Consider the following 18,626-nt stretch of genomic DNA (forward strand, 5'->3'; position numbering starts at 1 on the left):
ACCTCTTCGAGTGTGTTTTAAAGAAATTTATGTGAGTCGCTGTCGCTGAGGTGACTCCACGAAAGTTTTGCCCCACCCAAAAGATGAAAATGTAGATGCATTACTTCTTGCCCACCATCACTTCCGTTATTCGTAATCAAGCGATATCCACTCTCATCCAAACCTAAAAGTTTTGCAATTTTGTGCGTGAATTCTGTGAGTCCCACCATGATTTTTGGATCAACTTCTTGAAAGCATTTATACTCTTTTTTTGGGATAATGAGGATATGCACAGGCGCTTTTGGGTTAATATCGTGAAACGCTAAAAACTCCTCATTTTCAAGTACTTTGTTGCAAGGAATTTCGCCACTTACAATTTTACTAAAGATAGTCATCGCCTTCTCCTCTATTTTTTGGTTTTGTAATACATTGAGAATCTCTAAGCTTGCCAACGGTGTTGGTAGAATTTAGAATAAACGTTAGATTTTAACCTTTTATAATTAAAGTTTGACTAAAATGGGCTTCCTAATAGACTTAAGAGCATCATGCGTGCTCACGAATGAAAGGTATACCTTTGAAAGATATGGAAAATGCGATAGCTGCGTGCACATCGCTTGTTGAATTAGAAAAGATGCGCGTCTCTCTTTTTGGTAAAAAAGGGTATTTTGCGGCACAGTTTGAAGAGCTTAAAAAGCTTGATGGTGATGCAAAAAAAGAGTTCGCTCAAAATCTTAATGTCAACAAAGAAAATTTTTTAGAACGACTTAATGAAAAAAAGAGTGCTTTAGAAGCAGTGATGATTGAAGAGCAGATGCGTAAAAGCAGTGTCGATGTGACACTTTTTAATCAAGAAAGTGCTGCAGGTGCGCTTCATCCTGTCATGGACACGATGGATAAAATCATCGAATATTTTGTGAGCATGAACTTTTCGATTGAAGAAGGTCCTCTGGTTGAAGACGACTTTCATAACTTTGAAGCATTGAATCTTCCTAAATATCACCCTGCACGTGATATGCAAGACACATTTTATTTTAAAGATTCGATGCTCCTTCGTACCCACACTTCACCTGTTCAAATCAGGACGATGCTGAAACAAAAAGCGCCGATTCGTATGATCTGCCCAGGTGCTGTCTTTAGACGTGATTTTGATATAACACATACACCGATGTTTCACCAAGTCGAAGGTTTGGTGGTTGATAAAGCTGGAAAAGTCTCTTTTGCTAATCTAAAATTTATTCTCGAAGACTTTTTAAAGTACATGTTTGGCGATGTCAAAGTACGTTTTCGTCCTAGCTTTTTCCCATTCACGGAACCGAGTGCGGAAGCAGATATTAGCTGTATTTTCTGTAAAGGCGAGGGGTGTCGCGTTTGTTCACACACAGGTTGGCTTGAAGTGCTTGGCTGTGGTGTGGTTGACCCTAATGTCTTTAAAGCCGTAGGGTATAAAGATGTGAGTGGCTATGCCTTTGGACTTGGCGTTGAGCGATTTGCAATGCTCTTACACCAAATTCCTGATTTACGATCGTTATTTGAGGGTGATTTGAGATTATTGGAGCAATTTAGATGATAGTAACAAAACAGTGGTTAAACGAATGGATTGATCTTGGTGCAATCGATACTGATAAAATTTCAATAGCACTGAATGCCATTGGCCTTGAAGTTGATGGGCTCACACAAATCCGAATTCCTCAAAATGTGGTTGTAGGGAAGGTCGTTTCATGCGAGAAGCATCCAAATGCTGATAAACTCAATGTGTGTCAAGTAGATGTGGGCGAAAGCGTTCAACAGATCGTTTGTGGTGCAAAAAATGTAGCGGCTGGTCAAATGGTTGCCGTTGCATTGATTGACTCAGTTCTTCCTGGTGGACTAAAAATTAAAAAAGCAAAGCTTCGTGATGTTGAGTCATGTGGTATGATCTGTTCTTCCACAGAGCTTGGACTTCCTAAAATCAATGATGGCATTATGATCTTAGATGATAGCATCGGCGTACTTACACTTGGTAAACCTTTGTGTGAATATCCTCTGATCAATGATGATATTATCGAGATTGGGCTGACTCCAAATCGTGGTGACTGCCAAAGTGTTTATGGCGTAGCCAGAGATTTGAGTGTCTATTTTGATCTTGAAGTGAAAACACTTAACCAAAAAGAAGAAGAAGAGAATCAACCAGGTGTTGGCCGTGTTCTTCATCTGCATGGTAGTGAAGCATTAGATGGCTCTTACATGTACAAAGTTTTTGACAACAAAGAGATTGAAGTTCCACTTATTATTCAACTGCGTTTAGGGTTTGCAGAAGTAGAAAATAGCTGTTTATTGGGTAAATTAATTGATTATTCAACGTATGTTACAGGTGTCTTGCTTCGTGCGTATAACCAAACGTGTTTTGGCGCGAAAGATGACAAAGCAAAAATTGCTATTGCCAAAGATGAAAATGGGTTAGATACTATTTTTGGTTTGGGTGGTCAAAAAGTAGCGATTACGGGTATTGCTCAGATGAGCGAGTGCAAAGCCACAGCTTTAGATGAGCGAATTATTGTTGAAGCAAACTACACGCATCCTGAAATCATTGCATCGCGCAGTGCCAATAAAAAACTAGGTGGCGATAAACATCTTTACCGCTCTTCAAGAGGGAGTGAACCGCATCTTGCATTTGGTTTGAACTATTTCTTTAAAATGCTTCTTAAACGCTCTAAAATTATGGCCTACGCGGATTCCCAACAAATTACGCAAAGTTTTGAAGCCAAAGTGATCAATATTCACCAAAGTGAATTAACCCAAATGATTGGTGAAGAGATCCCTAAAAATAAAATTATTAAGATTTTAAAACATTTAGGATTTGGTGTTAACTTTGCTTTTGAGCAAGATGTTATCAATGTTAAAATTCCACAATTTAGATCGGATGTTGTGAATACACAAGATATTTGTGAAGAGATTGTGCGTATTGTAGGGATTGATAATATTACGTCTAAGCCTTTTGTCTTTGCAGAACAACTGAAGATCAATCAGCCTTATTTAAATTTTAAAAAGCGACAAATGTATCGTCACCGTGCCGTTTCAGCAGGTTTTTTTGAGACATTGCACTTTGTGTTTGATGATCAAGCAAATGCGAAGAAATTCCACTTACCACTTTTAAATGAAGCGCTTGAAGTAGCAAATCCTATTACCAGTGAGCTTAACACGCTTCGCAGTTCTTTGTTGCCAAATATCTTAAGCGCGGTTTCCAGCAATCTTAAATTTGGTAAAAAGCGTGTGGCACTTTTTGAAGTTGGCAGTGTTTTTGATACCGAGAGAGCTGAATCTAAAAAAATAGCGTTTGTTTTTAGCGGAGAGAATGGCATTGCAGAGATTGCGAACCACGGTAAGCCAAGCGAAATTGACTTTTTTGCCTTTGCCAGTAAAATCCAGAGTATTTTAGGAAACTTTACGCTTCTTCCTTTAAGCAATGTCAATGGTCTTTGCAGCCCTTATGAAGCCGCTCGTGTGATGATTGACGGTGTGGAAGCAGGCTATATGGCACGTGTCAATGTGCAAGTCGAAAAAGAGCTTGATTTGGCGCGTACGTATATTTGTGAGCTTGATTTTGATGCACTTTCGTACCAACGCAAAATTGCAAAAGAGTACTCTAAACTCCCATCTTCTTCACGCGATCTAAGTTTACTTGTAGATGCAAAAATGCAATACTCTGAATTAGAGCGTTTTATTGCTTCTATTGCTCCTGCTGCTTTGGTAAAATTTGCAGTAATCGATCGTTATGTGCATGAGAGTCTTGGCGATAAAGTAAGCCTTACACTCAAACTCCAATTCCAATCTATGGAAAAAACCTTTGAAGAAGAGGAGATCGCCTCTATGGTGGAAGCACTGCTTTCAAAAATTCAAGAGAAATTTGGAATCACCATCCGATGAAAACCTTACATGTAAACCCCAAAGCCTCTTTTGAGTTTACAACCGATCAGATCGCCAGCGATAAGTCAATTTCCCATCGCTGTGCGATTTTTTCACTTCTGAGCGATCAACCCTCCATCGTTAAAAATTATCTCCCAGCTGAAGATACACTCTGTACTTTGAGCATTGTTCAGTCTTTGGGTGCGCATGTTTCCAAAGCAGAAGATGGAACACTTACGATTACGCCACCTCTTAGCATTGTGGAGCCTCCACTGATTCTTGATTGTGGAAATTCTGGTACGGCGATACGCCTTTTAATGGGCTTCTTGTCTTCATGCAAAGGCTTTTTCGTCTTGTATGGCGATAAATACTTATGCTCACGTCCGATGCGTCGTGTTGCAGACCCACTGCGCAGTATTGGTGCCCAAATTGATGGCAGAAACAGTGGTAATTACGCACCTTTAGGCATTCGTGGAGAAACACTCAAAGCGTTTAATTACGAGAGTAAAATAGCCTCAGCACAAGTGAAAAGCGCACTGATTTTAGCGGCTCTTCAAGCAGATGGCATTTCCACTTTTAGTGAGCCAGAACTAAGCCGTGACCACAGTGAACGCATGCTTCGAGGTATGGGAGCCAATGTGCTTTCAGAGGGTTTACATGTAACCATTCATCCTCAGACAAAACCGCTTAATCCCCTTCATATAACCGTGCCAAGTGATCCATCCAGTGGCTTTTTCTTTGCCGTTGCTGCTGCGATTAACGAAGGAAGTAAAGTCACACTGCACAATATGCTCTTAAACCCTACGCGTATTGAAGCCTATAAAGTGCTTGCACGTATGGGTGCTTCTGTAGAGTTTATTGAGAAAGAAAGCTTGTATGAGAGTGTTGGCGATATTGTGATTACGGGACAAGAGTTGCATGGCGTTGAAGTGAGTGAAAACATCTCATGGTTGATTGATGAATTGCCTGCTCTTTCCATCGCTTTTTCATGTGCAAAGGGTAAAAGCCTTGTTAAAAATGCGCAGGAATTGCGTGTCAAAGAGAGTGATCGCATATCCAGCGTTGTCAAAAATCTTCGGTTATGTGGCATTGATGTGGAAGAGTTTGAAGATGGTTATGAAGTAACTGGCGGAGAGCTTAACAGCGCTACCATTAACAGTTTTGGAGACCACAGAATTGCAATGAGTTTTGCCATTGCTGGTACGAAAACAGCGATGAAAATTGAGGATATTGACTGTATCAACACCTCTTTCCCCAATTTTATTGAGTTGCTTTCTCAAATAGGAAATGTGCAATTATGAAGATCAAATTAGCAGCGAGTTATGGTTTCTGTTTTGGCGTAAAACGAGCTATAAAAATTGCTGAAAATACAAAAAATGCCTCAACGATTGGACCACTTATTCACAACAACGAAGAGATCAATCGTTTACGTGAGAATTTTAATGTCAAAACACTCCATAATATCTCTGAAGCAGAGGGAGTGGGTAAAGCGATTATACGAACACATGGCATTCCAAAAAAAGATCTTGAAACATTGTTAAAAAGTGATGTTCAAGTCATCAATGCGACGTGCCCCTATGTGACAAAACCCCAAGAAATTTGCGAAAAAATGAGTACGGAAGGGTATGAAATTGTCATTTTTGGCGATGCAGATCATCCTGAAGTGAAGGGTGTTGAGAGCTATGCCATTCATGGCGCACACGTGGTACAAAGTGTCGGTGAACTGGAAAAAGTGAAATTTAAAGGCAATAAAATTGCTGTCGTTTCACAAACGACACGGAAAATCAATGAATTTTTAGAAATTACCAACTTTTTGGAGACACGTTATAAAGAAGTTCGTGTTTTTAATACTATCTGCAATGCAACCTTTGAAAATCAAGATGCTGCACGTGAGCTTGCAAAAGAAGCGGATATTGTGATTGTGATTGGGGGTAAAAACTCCTCCAATACGAAGCAGTTACACAGCATTTGCAAAGAGTATTGTAATGATAGTTTTTTAGTAGAGAGTGAGAAAGATTTAGATCCGAGTTGGTTCGTCGGGAAAACGCTTTGTGGCGTGACTGCGGGCGCTTCAACACCGGATTGGATTATCGAAAAAATAGTTGGAAAAATCAGCGAAATTAAAGTATAATAGACAACTTTTACATGTTTACATGTAGCTAAATGTGTCAAAAATCAATCAAAAAGGGTATAAAATGGTAAATGAGGCGAACAAAGCTGTTCATACTGACGCCGTAGACGAACATGAGGAGATGGATTTTGCGGCTATGCTGGAAGAGTCTTTCAAAGATTCTGAGAGAGATGCACTCATCAATGGTGTTGTTGTAGCGATCAAAGAAGATGTCATCTTAGTTGATGTGGGCAAGAAGTCCGAAGGACGCTTGAATGCATCTGAGGTTACAGATGAAAATGGCAACATAACATGCAAAGTGGGAGATGTAATCCCTGTAGTTATTACAGGATTCAGAAACGAAAGACCAGCGGTTTCGCACAAAAAGGCCCTTCGTAAAGGTCATATTAAATCATTTATCGCTGAATATAAAGAAGAAGACGATGTTGTTCTTGATGTTAAAATCACTGGTAAAAATAAAGGTGGATTTATCGCTGAAAATGCAGAAGGTATCGAATTTTTCCTTCCACGTTCACAAGCAGCTGTTAAAGACATGAACGCACTTATGGGTAAATCACTCAAAGTCAAAATTATTAAAATTGACACAGATACAGAATCTATCATTATTTCTCGCAAAAAATTCTTGGATGATGAGCGTAAAAAACGCAAAGAGATCGTTCAAGAGTTGATTGACCGTGACGAAGTTGTAGAAGGAACCATCAAAAAAATCACAACATATGGTATGTTTGTTGATGTTGGCGGAATTGACGGTCTTGTTCACTACAGCGAAATTAGCTACAAAGGTCCTGTAAACCCAGGTACACTCTACAAAGAGGGTGAAGTTATTCCTGTTAAAGCGATCAAATATGATAAAGATAAACGTCATCTTTCTCTCTCAGTAAAAGCGGCTATGCCAGATCCATGGGATGAGATTAAAGATGAATTAGAGACAGGTGATTCGATTCAAGTTACCATCAGCAATATCGAGCCATACGGTGCGTTTGTTGATCTTGGTAATGACATCGAAGGATTCCTTCACATCTCTGAAATTTCATGGGATAAAAACATCAAACACCCACGCGATTACATCGAAGAGGGACAAGTGGTTGATGTTGAAGTTATTGAAATTGATGCAAAAGAGAGAAGACTTAGAGTTTCTCTTAAAAATGTACTTCCAAAACCATTTGATGATTTCATGAAAAAATTCAAAGTAGGTGATGTTGTCAAAGGTGAAATCACAACGATTACTAACTTTGGTGCGTTTGTTAAAATTGGTGGAATTGAAGGCTTACTTCATAATGAGGATGCTTCTTGGGATCGTAACAACAAATGCAAAGAGCTTTTTGCTGTAGGCGATGAAGTTGAAGTCAAAATCGTTAAAATTGATGAAGAGACTGAAAAAGTATCTCTCAGCAAAAAAGAGCTTGAAGATAGTCCAATTCAAAAATATGCAAAATCACATGAAAACGGTGACATTGTTCATGGTAAAATCAGAGATATTAAAGATTTTGGTATCTTTGTTGAGCTTGAAGAGAATGTTGACGCATTGATTCGTAAAGAAGATTTAGGTCAAGTGAATGAAGAGGATCTTAAAATTGGTGATGAGATCGAAGCGGCAATCACTTTTATTGATGACAAAAAAAATCGTATCCGTCTTTCTGTAAGACGTCTTTCAAAATTGAAAGAGAGAGAAGCGCTTAAAGAGATCAATAAAGAAGAGAAAATGACGCTCGGAGATATTTTAAAAGATCAATTGAAATAATCGATGCAAAAAAAAGTACTTGGCGCACTCTTTTTACTCCTCTTTTTAGGTGTAGGGTTTTTTCTTTCAAAACTCCTACACCAAGAGGCGGATGTGAATGCGGATGTGACCAAGTACGAATCTCCCAAAAAGCAAGAAATCAAACAAGAAATATCACAAAAAGTTTGGATCAAAGAGATGGCACATCAAGATGCTAGGGAGTTTATTTTCCCTGTCAATGAGCTTTTTATGCAAATTGATGCGTATGGACAAAAAAGTGGTACGGGTAGTAAATTAAAGTCGTTTCGCTTGGTGATTGATCGGGCGGATCGCTATTCACTTTTTTGTATCATACAAACACTTACCTCTTTGCACCTGCCGTATATGGTGATTAAGGAAGATAAAGTTCCTATTATCTATATAGAAGAGAAGAGTGAGAAACAACTGGATAAGGTTGTTTTAGAGCTTGAAAAATACGATATTAAATCAAAAATTGTCGAGGTTTGGTTATGAAACAGAAGAAAATCATTGTATGCGATGCTATTCACGAAAAAGGTTTTGAAATCTTACGTGCAGAGAAAGATATTGAAGTTATTGATGCTGTGCGTTTACCTAAAGATGAGTTATTGAAAATCATTGGTGATAGTGATGTTGCTATTACGCGTAGTTCAACCGATGTTGATGAAAAATTTCTCAATGCTGCTACGAATTTAAAAGCGATTGTAAGAGCTGGCGTGGGTGTTGACAACGTGGACCAAGATGGTTGTAGCAGACGCGGTATTATCGCAATGAATGTTCCTACGGCCAATACTATTGCCGCAGTTGAGCTTACCATGGCGCATCTTTTAGGAACGGCTAGAAGTTTTGTGAATGCCAACAATCATCTCAAAATCGAGCGTGTTTGGAATCGTGAAAAATGGTATGGTGTCGAACTGTGCGAGAAGCGTTTAGGTGTTATCGGTTTTGGTAATATTGGTAGTCGTGTTGCGATTCGTGCTAAAGCATTTGGCATGGAAGTCATCGCGTATGATCCGTATATCTCTGCTTCAAAAGTAACCGATCTTGGCATGACCTATACTGAAGATTTCAATAATATCTTAGCATGTGATTTTATTACGATTCATACACCGAAAAATAAAGAAACGCTCAACATGATCTCTCATGATGAGATCGCAAAGATGAAAGATGGCGTTAGACTTATTAACTGTGCACGTGGTGGACTTTACAATGAAGATGCTCTTTATGAGGGTATTAAAAGTGGAAAGATTGCATTTGCGGGTATCGATGTTTTTTCTAAAGAGCCGGCAACAAGTCATCCCTTATTAGACCTTGAGCATATCTGCGTTACACCTCACCTTGGTGCAAACACCTTAGAATCTCAAGAGAAAATTGCCATCCAAGCTGCAGAAAATGCTATTAGCGCGGCGCGTGGTATCAGTTATCCTAATGCCCTTAATTTGCCAATTAAAGCAGAAGATATTCCACCATTTGTTGAGCCATACTTAGAACTCGTTCAAAAAATGGGCTTCTTGGCAGCGCAACTTAACCGCTCAGCGATTAAGTCTATCAAACTTGAACTTGAAGGTGAGATTGGTGCATACGCTAAATCACTCCTTACGTTTGGTATTGTAGGTTCTCTCAAAGAAGCAAATGAAAACAAAATTAATTATGTTAATGCTGAGTTTGTTGCCAAAGAAAAAGGTATCGATAGTAAGTTTTCAGTTGAAAACAGCACCAGTGGGTATAAAAATATCGTCACATTGACGCTCACGACAGAGAAAAATGTCGTCAGCATTAGTGGTACCGTCTTTGGTGAAGATGAACAACGCATTGTTGGTATCAATGGTTTTAAATTTGACTTTAAACCAAAAGGCAAAATGATTATCTTTAAAAATAATGACGTACCAGGTGTTATTGCCAATATCGCTTCCATTTTGGCGAAAGAGGGCATTAACATTGCAGACTTTAGATTGGGCCGTGGTGCTCATCAATTTGCAATGGCGGTTATCTTGGTCGATACAGACATTGATAAAAAAATCATTGCAGAGCTCAATAAACTTGATTCATGTGTTTGGGTTGAGTACGCTGTTTTATAATTTTTGATATTTTTATTCAGGAGTGGACGTGTAAAAGTCCACTCTTTTCCTCTGTTTCGTTTAAATATAATTAACTTCTATTTCATAAACTCCCAATTTTATTGCTTTTACTAGTCGATTTAAAAGTAAAATTTAATTACCTTTTTCTAAAATAATGCATTTAATCTTTTCAGATAAATAAATAAATATTATAAGTTTGATAACATTGTTATAATTTATGAAATTAGGATAGGAGTTTTGCATGAAAGTCTTGCTTTTTCTCTTACTTGCTAGTGGTCTTTGCTTTGCAGAAGATGGGCTAAGTTTAGACGATGCCATTAAAAAAGTGAAAGAGCAAAACAGTGAAATTGCTATTGCAAAGTTTGATGAGCAAATAAAATCCTTAGAACATCAAGCCGCCGTTGGTCAAAACTATGGTAGTGTAGAACTTTCCCAAACAGCACTTCGCAGCAACGATGCGCTTTCCATTTTTGGTTATAAACTTCAATCCCGCCAAGCCACATTTGCTGACTTTGGTTTTAAACAGTTTACGGGCAGTAACTATATGCAAACGCCTGAAGATCTTAACAACCCCAAAGATAGAAATCATTTTCAAACCAAAGTAGAGTACACCATTCCGCTTTATACGGGTGGTAAGTTAGAGCAGTACGGCAAAATCACCAAAGCATTAGAAGCGATGAGTACATTGGACAGAGAAGCGATGAGTTTACAAAAAATTTATGAGCTTAAAAAAAGTTTTTTTGCCATTTCGCTTTTGGATGCTTATCTTTACAATTTACACATCATTGCTTCCAATACGGCCAAACTTGAAGCGCGTACCGAAGCGATGATGCAAGAGGGGTATGTTAAAAAAGTGGATCTTTTAGAAGTCCAAAGCAAACAAGCCGATGTTGAGCGTCTCATAAATCAAGCTGAAGCCAATAGAAAACTTTTGTACTATTTTGTCTCTTTCTTGGTCGATGAATCTATCCAATCCATCAAAGGAAGTTATGAAGATGCGCAGACTCTTTTAGTCGCCGATGAGCGTCTCTTAAACGATAACCTTGAGATCAAAAAAGCAGAACAAAGTGTGGAAATCTCTAAGATGAACCTCGCAGTGCAACAGAGTGCTTTTTTACCACAGGTGGGTGCCTTTGCCAATTATGGGAGCAGTGACGATAAGTATATGAATGACTTTTCAAAAAACGATGCTTACACGGTAGGACTTCAAGTAAAATGGAACCTTTTCAATGGCGGAAGCGATAAAAACAGTTTAGAAAAAGCGCGTGTCGAAAATCTTAAAGCAACACAGCAGTTAGGGCTTGCAAAGAAAAATATTGCCTTGTCTTTAAAACAGATTCAAACGCAGATTCAAAATCATGAGTATGAGATCAAGAGCCTTAAAAAAGAGGTGGAACTCGCACATCTTATCTATGAAAATTATGCAGGCAGATACGAGCAAAAACTTGTCTCCATCAATGATGTTTTAATCAAGCAATCTGAAGAGCTGACCAAAGTGTTGAGACTTCGTGAAGTCCAGAATGCACGCAATGAGAAGATCTTCGAGCTTCAAAAATTAGCCAGTAAGGAAATGCAGTGAAATCTTTACATGTAAAAGTGCTCATGCTTAGTTTAATTGCCTCTGTAACGCTTCATGCAACGAGCTTAAACTTGAGTGGCAGTGTCATCTCAGAGAACCAAAAAACGATTTCCAGCCGTTACATGGGCTTTGTTCAAGCCGTTTATGTGAGTGAAGGCGATGTGGTTAAAAAGGGCGACCTACTCTATACGATTGACTCCAAAGAGGTTGATACGGCACTCACTCAAAGCGAACTTGCTACTTCCCAAGCAGAGCTAAATTTGAAAATGTATGAGAACCAATACAAAAATTCTGTTCTCAACTTAGAGCGCTATCAGCGTCTGCTTGCCAAAGACATGGTTTCAAAGTATGAAGTTGAAAACCTTGAACTCTCCACTGCCAATCTCAAAGCGACGGTAGAAATCGCACAAAAGCAGGTAGCATCTGCGAAACAAAAGCGTCAAGAGGTTCAAAACCAGTACCAATACCTCAAGGTTAAAGCTCCTAATGAGAGTGTGGTGATCGAAAAGCATATTAAAGCAGGTGAGATGGCACTTTCAGGGGTTCCTACTCTTGTATTGGCTGATTTAAGCTCGCTTAAAATCAGTACGGAGATCGCGGAGAGTTACCTCAAAAGTGTCAAAATAGGAGATCGTGCGCGCGTGGAAGTACCTTCCATTGGTTGCATTAGCGAAGGGAAGGTTGAAGCGATAATCCCAAGTTCCAACCCTATGGCACACACGTTTAAAATGAAACTCTCGTTTACATGTAAAGAAGCCAAAGCTTATCCCGGTATGTACGCTATCGTGGTTTTAGGTGAGTAAACAATGAAATACAAAGAGAAATATCTAGCGGGTTACTTAGCGCGTCTTTTTTTACGTAACCCTCTCACGATGATCTTAGGGGCAACACTCATTACCTTAGGTGTCATAGCGCTCTCTTTGATGCCACGCGAAGAGGACCCTCAAATCTCAATCAGTGGGGGTGTTGTCATCGTTTCTCTGCCCGGAGCCAGTGCTGCGGAAGTGGAGCAAGTCGTCATTCGTCCGCTAGAGCGACGCATCAAAGAGATTAAGGGAGTGGAGCATATTTACGGTGTTGCGAGTGATAATGTGGGCATTGTAAATGTCATGTATTACATTGGTGAAAACCGTGAGGCATCCAACCTCAAGCTTTACGATAAAGTGATGCAAAATATGGACCAAATGCCTGCTGGAACGTCTACGCCGCTGGTTCGTCCTTTTGACATTGATATCGATATACCCATTCTCTCCATTGCTTTTTATGCAAAAAAGCCACAAGGTGTTGATAACGTAAGCCTTTATAAGCGAGTAGAAGCGTTTCGAAATTCTCTTGGAAATGTCCCCAATGTGGCTAAAACGGAGATCAAAGGTGAGCACAAAGAGCAGTTTAACATCGAAATTGATCTTCTAAAACTCTCTGGCTATAACCTCTCGTTAGATCAAATTGTTGGGGCATTAAAGTCATTGACTGCCTCTTCACCCGAAGTGAAAAATAGAACCCAAGACGGTAAATTGATCGTCTTGGGTGTCAAAAATGCGTTAGAGCGCATCGAAGATATTCAAAATCTTATTGTGGCACATTACGGTGGTTCGGTTGTTTATCTTAAAGACATTGCCGCGATTCATTTAAGCGATGATATTCAAAATAAAAAGAGTGCACAGATAAGCTACAAGCAAGGTGAAAACTTTACTCCCTTGCAAGATCAGGTAACGCTCAGTATTTCAAAACTTAAAGGCTCCAATGCTGTTGTCATTGCAAATGATGTATTAAAACGCCTTGAAGCTTCACAGGGAGCATTAGAAAAGGCGGGAATTGGGTATATCGTAACGCGAAATTATGGCGAGCGTGCCAATGAAGCGGTGAATGAGCTGGTGTTTCACCTTCTTATCTCCATTGTGATTATTGCACTGTTGCTTATATTTATTCTCGGGTGGAGAGAAGGTTTGATCGTCACGTTAACCGTTCCTGCCATCTTAGCCATTACCATTTTTATTGCGTATATGAGCGATCAGACAATCAACCGCATTACGCTTTTTGCTTTCTTACTCAGCCTTGGACTCTTAGTGGATGATGTCATCGTGGTGATTGAAAATATCCACCGTCACCTACATGCTGAGGAGGCTAAAGATAAAGAGATGGATGAACTTCTTATCGAAGCAACGGATGAGATAGGCGCTCCCACCAATCTTGCAACGATTGCCATTATTCTTACGATGGTACCAATGGCGTTTGTGGGACAGATGATGGGTGAGTTTATGAAGCCTATACCGCTGAATGTTCCTGTGGCAATGATGGCTTCTCTTTTGATCGCCTATATTTTTACGCCCTTTCTTGCACGCAAACTTTTAAAAAAACCAACGCATACGAAAGGAGAGAGCAATGCAAAAATTTGAGCAGTTTGTTCACTCTCTTTTACTCGAAGAGCGTAAAAAAAAGTTGGTACTTCTTTTCACCTTGGCAGCATTTATACTGGCAGTGTTGATGTTCCCCACAAAAATCGTTCTAGCAAAGATGTTGCCCAGCAAAAGTGCTAATACTTTTTCTATCTATGTTGATCTGCCCAATGGAAGTTCTTACCAAGAGACCAACCATGTCAATGCGTGTGTAGTAGGCATCTTGCAAAAAGAGAAAGAGATTCAAAATATCGAAGTGTTTAATGGCATGGGCTCACCTTTGGATTATGCAGGTTTGGTGAAAGGATCAGGGCTTAAGAGCGGTGAACACGTAAGTGAAATCGTGGTTAATCTCAGTGCTATTCATGAACGAGATGAGCGCTCCTTTGCCATAGTTCATCGCTTACGCCCGTTGATCCAAAAAAACTGTGAGGCACTCATCCCCCAGACGTCCATTAAGATGGTCGAACAGCCCGCAGGCCCTCCAACGATGGCTGCCCTTGTCATTGAGCTTTATGGGGATAATGCCGAACGCCTTGGCACGCTTTCCGAGCAGATCAAACGAATCGTGATGCAGACAAAAGATTTGGTGGATGTGGACATCATGAGCGATGAGATTTATGAGAAGTATGCACTGATCTTGGATAAAGAAAAAGTGAGTCGAACCTATCTTAGTATTGAGAAAATTAACGAGTTACTCTATCTTGGATTTGAAGGGATGCATGTAGCACACAAAAACAGTGAAAATTCTCCTTCCCAAATCCCTCTTTATGTCGTACTGAGTTCACCTTCCAAGTCACTGCCTCACGCTTCCATCGAGGAGCTTAGCGCTAAGCTTAGTTCGTTAAAATTGCTCAATGCACAAGGTATGATGGTGCCACTGTCTGAAGTGGTACGTGTTGAGAAAGTAGCTTCTTCCCCAACCATTATGTCAAAGAACTTACAGAAAATGGTGAGCATCGTAGCAGAAGCAGATTTGGTTTCCCAAGTCTATCCGCTTTTAGAGGCACGCTCTCGCATTAAAGAGGCATTGGGCAATGAGTTTGAGATAAGCAGAAGCCATCTTTTTGATCTAACCCTCAAAGATAAAAAGAGTGGTGAAGTGTACGAGCTGGTTTGGGATGGTGAGATGAAAGTGACGATGGATACCTTTCGAGATCTCGGCGGTGCTTTTATCGCAGCCCTTGTTTTGATCTTTTTACTCATGGTTGTTTACTACAAAAGTTTTGCGCTCTCTGGCATTGTGTTGCTTGGTAGTTTTCTCTCTATTATTGGGGTGATTATGGGGCATTGGATTATGGATCTTTTTTCTTCAACGACGTTTTTTCTCACTGCAACGTCACTTATTGGCTTTATTTCGCTGATGGGCATTAGCTCACGCAATGCACTTTTGTTGATTGATTTTACACAGACATTGATGAAACAAGGTACTCCGAAAAAAGAGGCAATAGCCCAAGCGAGTGCGACACGTGCAAAGCCGATTGTACTGACAGCTGCGGCTATTATTTTAGCCAGTACACTGCTTGCAACAGATCCTATTTTTGGGGGTCTTGGTGTGGCTCTTATTTTTGGGACGATTGCGGCGGTGATTGTCTCTTTGGTGGTAGTACCAGTGCTTATGGATAGTACGAAAGCAATTTAAGGACGTTTACATGTAAATCATAGATAGGGCAACTTATTGTTTTACATGTAAAAGTTTTCGACGCGTTGAAACGAGCAGACGCATGACGCGATACATAAAAAGACGCTTGTTTATCATGCTGATCTTGCGGCAATTTTTATCTTTCAAACATTCAAATACCTCTTCTAACGCCAACTTCTCACTCACGGATAGATTTGTCATACCGTTCCTTTTTGCCCGTCATTTATCTTGCGCACCAATCTCACAATATCTTCATCTCTTAACATTCCAAGCATATTAAAAACCACAGGAATCCCCATAGGCGCGCTACTTCCGAGTCTCCACTCTTGGTAGGTACGCATCGAAATACCAAAGTTTTCTGCCATCTTTTTTTGAGAAATTTTTTTACCCATATTCTCAGCTTCAATAGCATTATGCAAAAGATTGATGATATCGCTTGTTTTCATCGTACGATTCTACTTTAAAACGTATTAAATATAAATTAAATTGTATAAAATATACTAATTAATTTATATTATAAACTTTATAACAGATATTATATCTTTTTAATTGTTATTTTAATCATTTATATTGATTTAAACATACAATATATTGTATAAAAATAAGTCATTTTGTTGTCTTGACTTTTTTCGCTATAATGGCGAAAACTAATATTTAGGAGAAGTTATGGCCTCTATCGGAATGGGCGACTTAAAAAAAGGGTTAAAGATCGAATTAAACGGTGTCCCTTATAAAATTGTAGAGTACCAACATGTCAAACCAGGCAAAGGTGCGGCATTTGTACGTTGTAAAATTAAATCTTTTGCAAATGGTAAAGTAATTGAAAAAACCTTCCACGCAGGCGATAAATGTGAGACTCCAAATCTTGAAGATAAAATCATGCAGTTTTTGTATGACGATGGTGATTTTTTACAATTTATGGATAGCGTTACGTATGAGCAAATCGGTCTTACACGTGACCAAGTAGGTGAGGCAGCAGACTGGATCATTGATGGTATGAATGTCGATATGCTTTTCCACAACGGTCAACCTATTGGTGTTGATGCTCCTGCGTTTGTAGAGCTTCGAATCGTAGAGACTCCACCAAACTTCAAAGGTGATACCCAAGGTGGTAAAAAACCAGCAACTCTTGAGAGTGGCGCTGTTGTTCAAGTTCCTTTCCACGTTGTTGAGGGTGATCTCATCAAAGTTGACACGGTACGTGGCGAATACTTAGAAAAAGTAAAATAAGCTTACATGTAAAAATATAGCGCCGTTAAGGCGCTATACCTCTCTTCTTCTTTTCCCCTTTAGTGCTATAATAACCTCATAACTCAACTGTTTAGGGGGCTTTCAATGTTTACACATCTCTCCATCAAAGCTCGCAATATTATTTTGGCATGTGTCGTTTTATTGGGACTCACAGCGATTCACTCGACAGCAAAATTTTTTAATGACAAAGAAAAAGAACTTTTAAATCTTCGAATGGATGTCACCTTACTCAAAGAGGATATTTTGACGCTGCGAAAGCATGAAAAAGATTTTTTGATGCGTAGTGATATAAAGTATGAAAAAGCACTTATTGAATCAGCAATCCAACTCACCGAGCGGTTACAAACACTTTCTCAACAAGCAAAGCAAAAAGGGATCAATACAGATGAATTGAAACATTTAAGCGAAGTGATTACGACGTATGTAACGGTTTTTAATGAAGTGGTTACTCAAAAAAAGAAAATAGGGCTTACCCCAGATGAAGGGCTAGAAGGGAAAATGCGTCAAGCCATTCATGATGCTGAAAATGGATTTAAAGAGCTCAAAGACTATAAAATGCAAACTTTGATGCTTACCCTTCGTCGCAATGAAAAAGATTTTATGCTTCGTTTCTCACCAAAATATTTTGAAGAACATGGTGCAAACTATAAAAAAGCACTCGAGTACGTTCAAAGCCATGACGAGCTTGCCTTTTCAGTTAAACTTTTGGAAATATACCGTGAGAGCTTTATCGAGTTTGTCAAAGCAAATGAGGTGTTAGGCTTAGATGAAAAGAGTGGGTTGAGTGGTAAATTGCGTACGACTGTACACCAAACAGAAGAGCTGGTTGACTCTTCCATTAAAAATTTAGACCATGAAATAGCATCAACCCTTCAACAAACAACGTTTATTTATGTTTTCGTTGGAGGTACGGTTGTTAGTATCGTTTTATGTTTGATTGTCCTTATTATTCGAAGCGTCCTCCTACCACTACGTGCGTTAACCAAAGCCATTGTTTCTAATGAACGTGATTTGACACTGCGCTATAGTACACCTTACAATGATGAACTCAAAGAAATCGCTGATGCACTCAATGCTTTTATGGAACGACTGCGACAGATTGTTATAGGTGCTATTCATGCAAGCGATGAAAATGCCGCTGTGTCACATGAACTTTCGACAACTTCCAATAACATCGGTAAGCGTGCGGAGGAAGAGAGTCGTATTGTCGCGCTTACAACGCAAACAGGCAATCAAGCGCGTGACAAGATTGATGATTCGGTTAGTAACTCTAAAAAAGCACAAACAGAGATCGCCCAGACCAATGACGCACTGATTGAAGCCAATCAAATTTTTGGTGTTTTAATTCAAAAGATTGAACAGACAGGTGTCGTTGAGAGCGAGTTACAGCATAAGATGATTACCCTCTCTCAAGATGCAGACAAAGTCAAAGACATTTTAAGTGTTATTGGTGATATTGCGGATCAGACCAATCTGTTAGCCCTCAATGCTGCAATTGAAGCAGCGCGTGCAGGTGAGCATGGCCGAGGGTTTGCTGTCGTTGCTGATGAGGTACGCCAGCTGGCTGAGCGAACGCAAAAAAGTTTGGTTGAAATTCATGCTACAGTGAGTGTTATCGTTCAAGCGATTGTCAACTCTGCTGATCAGATGGAAAAAAATGCAAAACTTTTTGATGGTCTTGTCTCTCAGTCGGCGGAAGTTTCACATAAGATAGGGACTTCAGTTGGGCTTATGGGTAGCGCAATTCAAGTCGTCTCTTTAGCGACACATACATCAGAGGAAACGGGCAGTGAAATCAAAACAATCGTCGATGAAATCAATGAGATCAATCACATTACCTCAAGTAATGCAAGAGACATCGAAGAGATCGCCTCTGCTGCGGAGCATCTACACAGTGTGACACAAAAACTAAACGATCAATTGCACTATTTTAAAGTGTAAAAGAAGGAA

The 18,626-nt window shown here is 39.5% G+C and carries 16 protein-coding genes; 13 read left to right on the top strand and 3 right to left on the bottom strand.

All coding sequences use genetic code 11. The features are described from left to right. Positions 1-17: 17 nt before the first annotated feature. Positions 18-374: a histidine triad nucleotide-binding protein gene (locus SAR02S_RS03455; RefSeq protein WP_041956896.1), complete on the bottom strand. Its 357-nt coding sequence runs from the start codon at positions 372-374 to the stop codon at positions 18-20. Between the two features lie 179 nt (positions 375-553). On the opposite strand from SAR02S_RS03455, the gene pheS reads away from it, so the two are divergent. From pheS to SAR02S_RS13645, 11 genes are all read left to right on the top strand, one after another. Then, a complete protein-coding gene (gene pheS / locus SAR02S_RS03460; protein WP_041956899.1) occupies positions 554-1,546 on the top strand; it encodes a phenylalanine--tRNA ligase subunit alpha in 993 nt (330 codons plus the stop codon). Further along, positions 1,543-3,882 (top strand): phenylalanine--tRNA ligase subunit beta, encoded by a 2,340-nt coding sequence (gene pheT / locus SAR02S_RS03465; protein WP_041956901.1) that lies wholly within the window; start codon positions 1,543-1,545, stop codon positions 3,880-3,882. The genes pheS and pheT overlap by 4 nt, the downstream gene beginning before the upstream one ends. Then, positions 3,879-5,162: a 3-phosphoshikimate 1-carboxyvinyltransferase gene (gene aroA, locus SAR02S_RS03470; RefSeq protein ID WP_041956903.1), complete on the top strand. Its 1,284-nt coding sequence runs from the start codon at positions 3,879-3,881 to the stop codon at positions 5,160-5,162. The genes pheT and aroA overlap by 4 nt, the downstream gene beginning before the upstream one ends. Then, positions 5,159-5,992 carry a 4-hydroxy-3-methylbut-2-enyl diphosphate reductase gene (locus SAR02S_RS03475; RefSeq protein WP_041956905.1) on the top strand — a complete coding sequence of 278 codons (834 nt, stop codon included), beginning with the start codon at positions 5,159-5,161 and terminating at the stop codon, positions 5,990-5,992. The genes aroA and SAR02S_RS03475 overlap by 4 nt, the downstream gene beginning before the upstream one ends. A gap of 64 nt (positions 5,993-6,056) precedes the next feature. Further along, positions 6,057-7,733 carry a 30S ribosomal protein S1 gene (locus tag SAR02S_RS03480; RefSeq protein WP_041956907.1) on the top strand — a complete coding sequence of 559 codons (1,677 nt, stop codon included), beginning with the start codon at positions 6,057-6,059 and terminating at the stop codon, positions 7,731-7,733. A gap of 3 nt (positions 7,734-7,736) precedes the next feature. Beyond that, a complete protein-coding gene (locus tag SAR02S_RS03485; RefSeq protein ID WP_041956909.1) occupies positions 7,737-8,225 on the top strand; it encodes a hypothetical protein in 489 nt (162 codons plus the stop codon). After that, positions 8,222-9,808, top strand: a complete 1,587-nt coding sequence (gene serA / locus SAR02S_RS03490; protein ID WP_041956910.1) for a phosphoglycerate dehydrogenase — start codon at positions 8,222-8,224, stop codon at positions 9,806-9,808. Before SAR02S_RS03485 ends, serA begins: the two co-directional genes overlap by 4 nt. Positions 9,809-10,049: 241 nt before the next feature. After that, entirely contained in the window at positions 10,050-11,387 is a 1,338-nt protein-coding gene (locus SAR02S_RS03495) for a TolC family protein (protein WP_041956912.1), read from the top strand. Next, positions 11,384-12,190 (top strand): efflux RND transporter periplasmic adaptor subunit, encoded by an 807-nt coding sequence (locus SAR02S_RS03500; protein ID WP_232293978.1) that lies wholly within the window; start codon positions 11,384-11,386, stop codon positions 12,188-12,190. The genes SAR02S_RS03495 and SAR02S_RS03500 overlap by 4 nt, the downstream gene beginning before the upstream one ends. Before the next feature lie 3 nt (positions 12,191-12,193). Continuing rightward, on the top strand, positions 12,194-13,783 hold the full coding sequence (locus tag SAR02S_RS13640) for an efflux RND transporter permease subunit (RefSeq protein ID WP_041956915.1): 1,590 nt from the start codon (positions 12,194-12,196) through the stop codon (positions 13,781-13,783). Next, on the top strand, positions 13,770-15,425 hold the full coding sequence (locus SAR02S_RS13645; protein WP_041956917.1) for an efflux RND transporter permease subunit: 1,656 nt from the start codon (positions 13,770-13,772) through the stop codon (positions 15,423-15,425). The genes SAR02S_RS13640 and SAR02S_RS13645 overlap by 14 nt, the downstream gene beginning before the upstream one ends. Before the next feature lie 33 nt (positions 15,426-15,458). Here SAR02S_RS13645 and SAR02S_RS13410 read toward each other — a convergent pair whose 3' ends face one another. Next, the gene (locus tag SAR02S_RS13410) at positions 15,459-15,626 is read right to left on the bottom strand and encodes a hypothetical protein (RefSeq protein WP_156961433.1); all 168 of its coding nucleotides are present in this window, start codon (positions 15,624-15,626) and stop codon (positions 15,459-15,461) included. Beyond that, positions 15,623-15,871 carry a DNA-binding protein gene (locus SAR02S_RS03515; protein WP_041956920.1) on the bottom strand — a complete coding sequence of 83 codons (249 nt, stop codon included), beginning with the start codon at positions 15,869-15,871 and terminating at the stop codon, positions 15,623-15,625. Before SAR02S_RS03515 ends, SAR02S_RS13410 begins: the two co-directional genes overlap by 4 nt. Positions 15,872-16,091: 220 nt before the next feature. Between SAR02S_RS03515 and efp the strand changes: the two genes are divergently transcribed. Together efp and SAR02S_RS13155 are read left to right on the top strand one after the other, a co-directional pair. Then, complete coding sequence (efp, locus tag SAR02S_RS03520; protein WP_041956922.1) at positions 16,092-16,655, top strand: elongation factor P; 564 nt, start codon at positions 16,092-16,094, stop codon at positions 16,653-16,655. 105 nt (positions 16,656-16,760) lie between these two features. Then, entirely contained in the window at positions 16,761-18,617 is a 1,857-nt protein-coding gene (locus SAR02S_RS13155; protein WP_052433511.1) for a methyl-accepting chemotaxis protein, read from the top strand. The last annotated feature ends 9 nt before the right edge of the window (positions 18,618-18,626 follow it).

The sequence above is a fragment of the Sulfurospirillum arsenophilum NBRC 109478 genome (genome assembly GCF_000813345.1).
Classification (GTDB): domain Bacteria; phylum Campylobacterota; class Campylobacteria; order Campylobacterales; family Sulfurospirillaceae; genus Sulfurospirillum; species Sulfurospirillum arsenophilum.

Bases quoted from the DNA above. Each gene is read 5' to 3' on its own strand.
- SAR02S_RS03455 (WP_041956896.1), bottom strand. From the start codon at position 374: ATGACTATCTTTAGTAAAATTGTAAGTGGCGAAATTCCTTGCAACAAA.
- pheT (WP_041956901.1), top strand. From the start codon at position 1,543: ATGATAGTAACAAAACAGTGGTTAAACGAATGGATTGATCTTGGTGCA.
- aroA (WP_041956903.1), top strand. From the start codon at position 3,879: ATGAAAACCTTACATGTAAACCCCAAAGCCTCTTTTGAGTTTACAACC.
- SAR02S_RS03475 (WP_041956905.1), top strand. From the start codon at position 5,159: ATGAAGATCAAATTAGCAGCGAGTTATGGTTTCTGTTTTGGCGTAAAA.
- SAR02S_RS03480 (WP_041956907.1), top strand. From the start codon at position 6,057: ATGGTAAATGAGGCGAACAAAGCTGTTCATACTGACGCCGTAGACGAA.
- SAR02S_RS03485 (WP_041956909.1), top strand. From the start codon at position 7,737: ATGCAAAAAAAAGTACTTGGCGCACTCTTTTTACTCCTCTTTTTAGGT.
- serA (WP_041956910.1), top strand. From the start codon at position 8,222: ATGAAACAGAAGAAAATCATTGTATGCGATGCTATTCACGAAAAAGGT.
- SAR02S_RS03495 (WP_041956912.1), top strand. From the start codon at position 10,050: ATGAAAGTCTTGCTTTTTCTCTTACTTGCTAGTGGTCTTTGCTTTGCA.
- SAR02S_RS13640 (WP_041956915.1), top strand. From the start codon at position 12,194: ATGAAATACAAAGAGAAATATCTAGCGGGTTACTTAGCGCGTCTTTTT.
- SAR02S_RS13645 (WP_041956917.1), top strand. From the start codon at position 13,770: ATGCAAAAATTTGAGCAGTTTGTTCACTCTCTTTTACTCGAAGAGCGT.
- SAR02S_RS13410 (WP_156961433.1), bottom strand. From the start codon at position 15,626: ATGACAAATCTATCCGTGAGTGAGAAGTTGGCGTTAGAAGAGGTATTT.
- SAR02S_RS03515 (WP_041956920.1), bottom strand. From the start codon at position 15,871: ATGAAAACAAGCGATATCATCAATCTTTTGCATAATGCTATTGAAGCT.
- efp (WP_041956922.1), top strand. From the start codon at position 16,092: ATGGCCTCTATCGGAATGGGCGACTTAAAAAAAGGGTTAAAGATCGAA.
- SAR02S_RS13155 (WP_052433511.1), top strand. From the start codon at position 16,761: ATGTTTACACATCTCTCCATCAAAGCTCGCAATATTATTTTGGCATGT.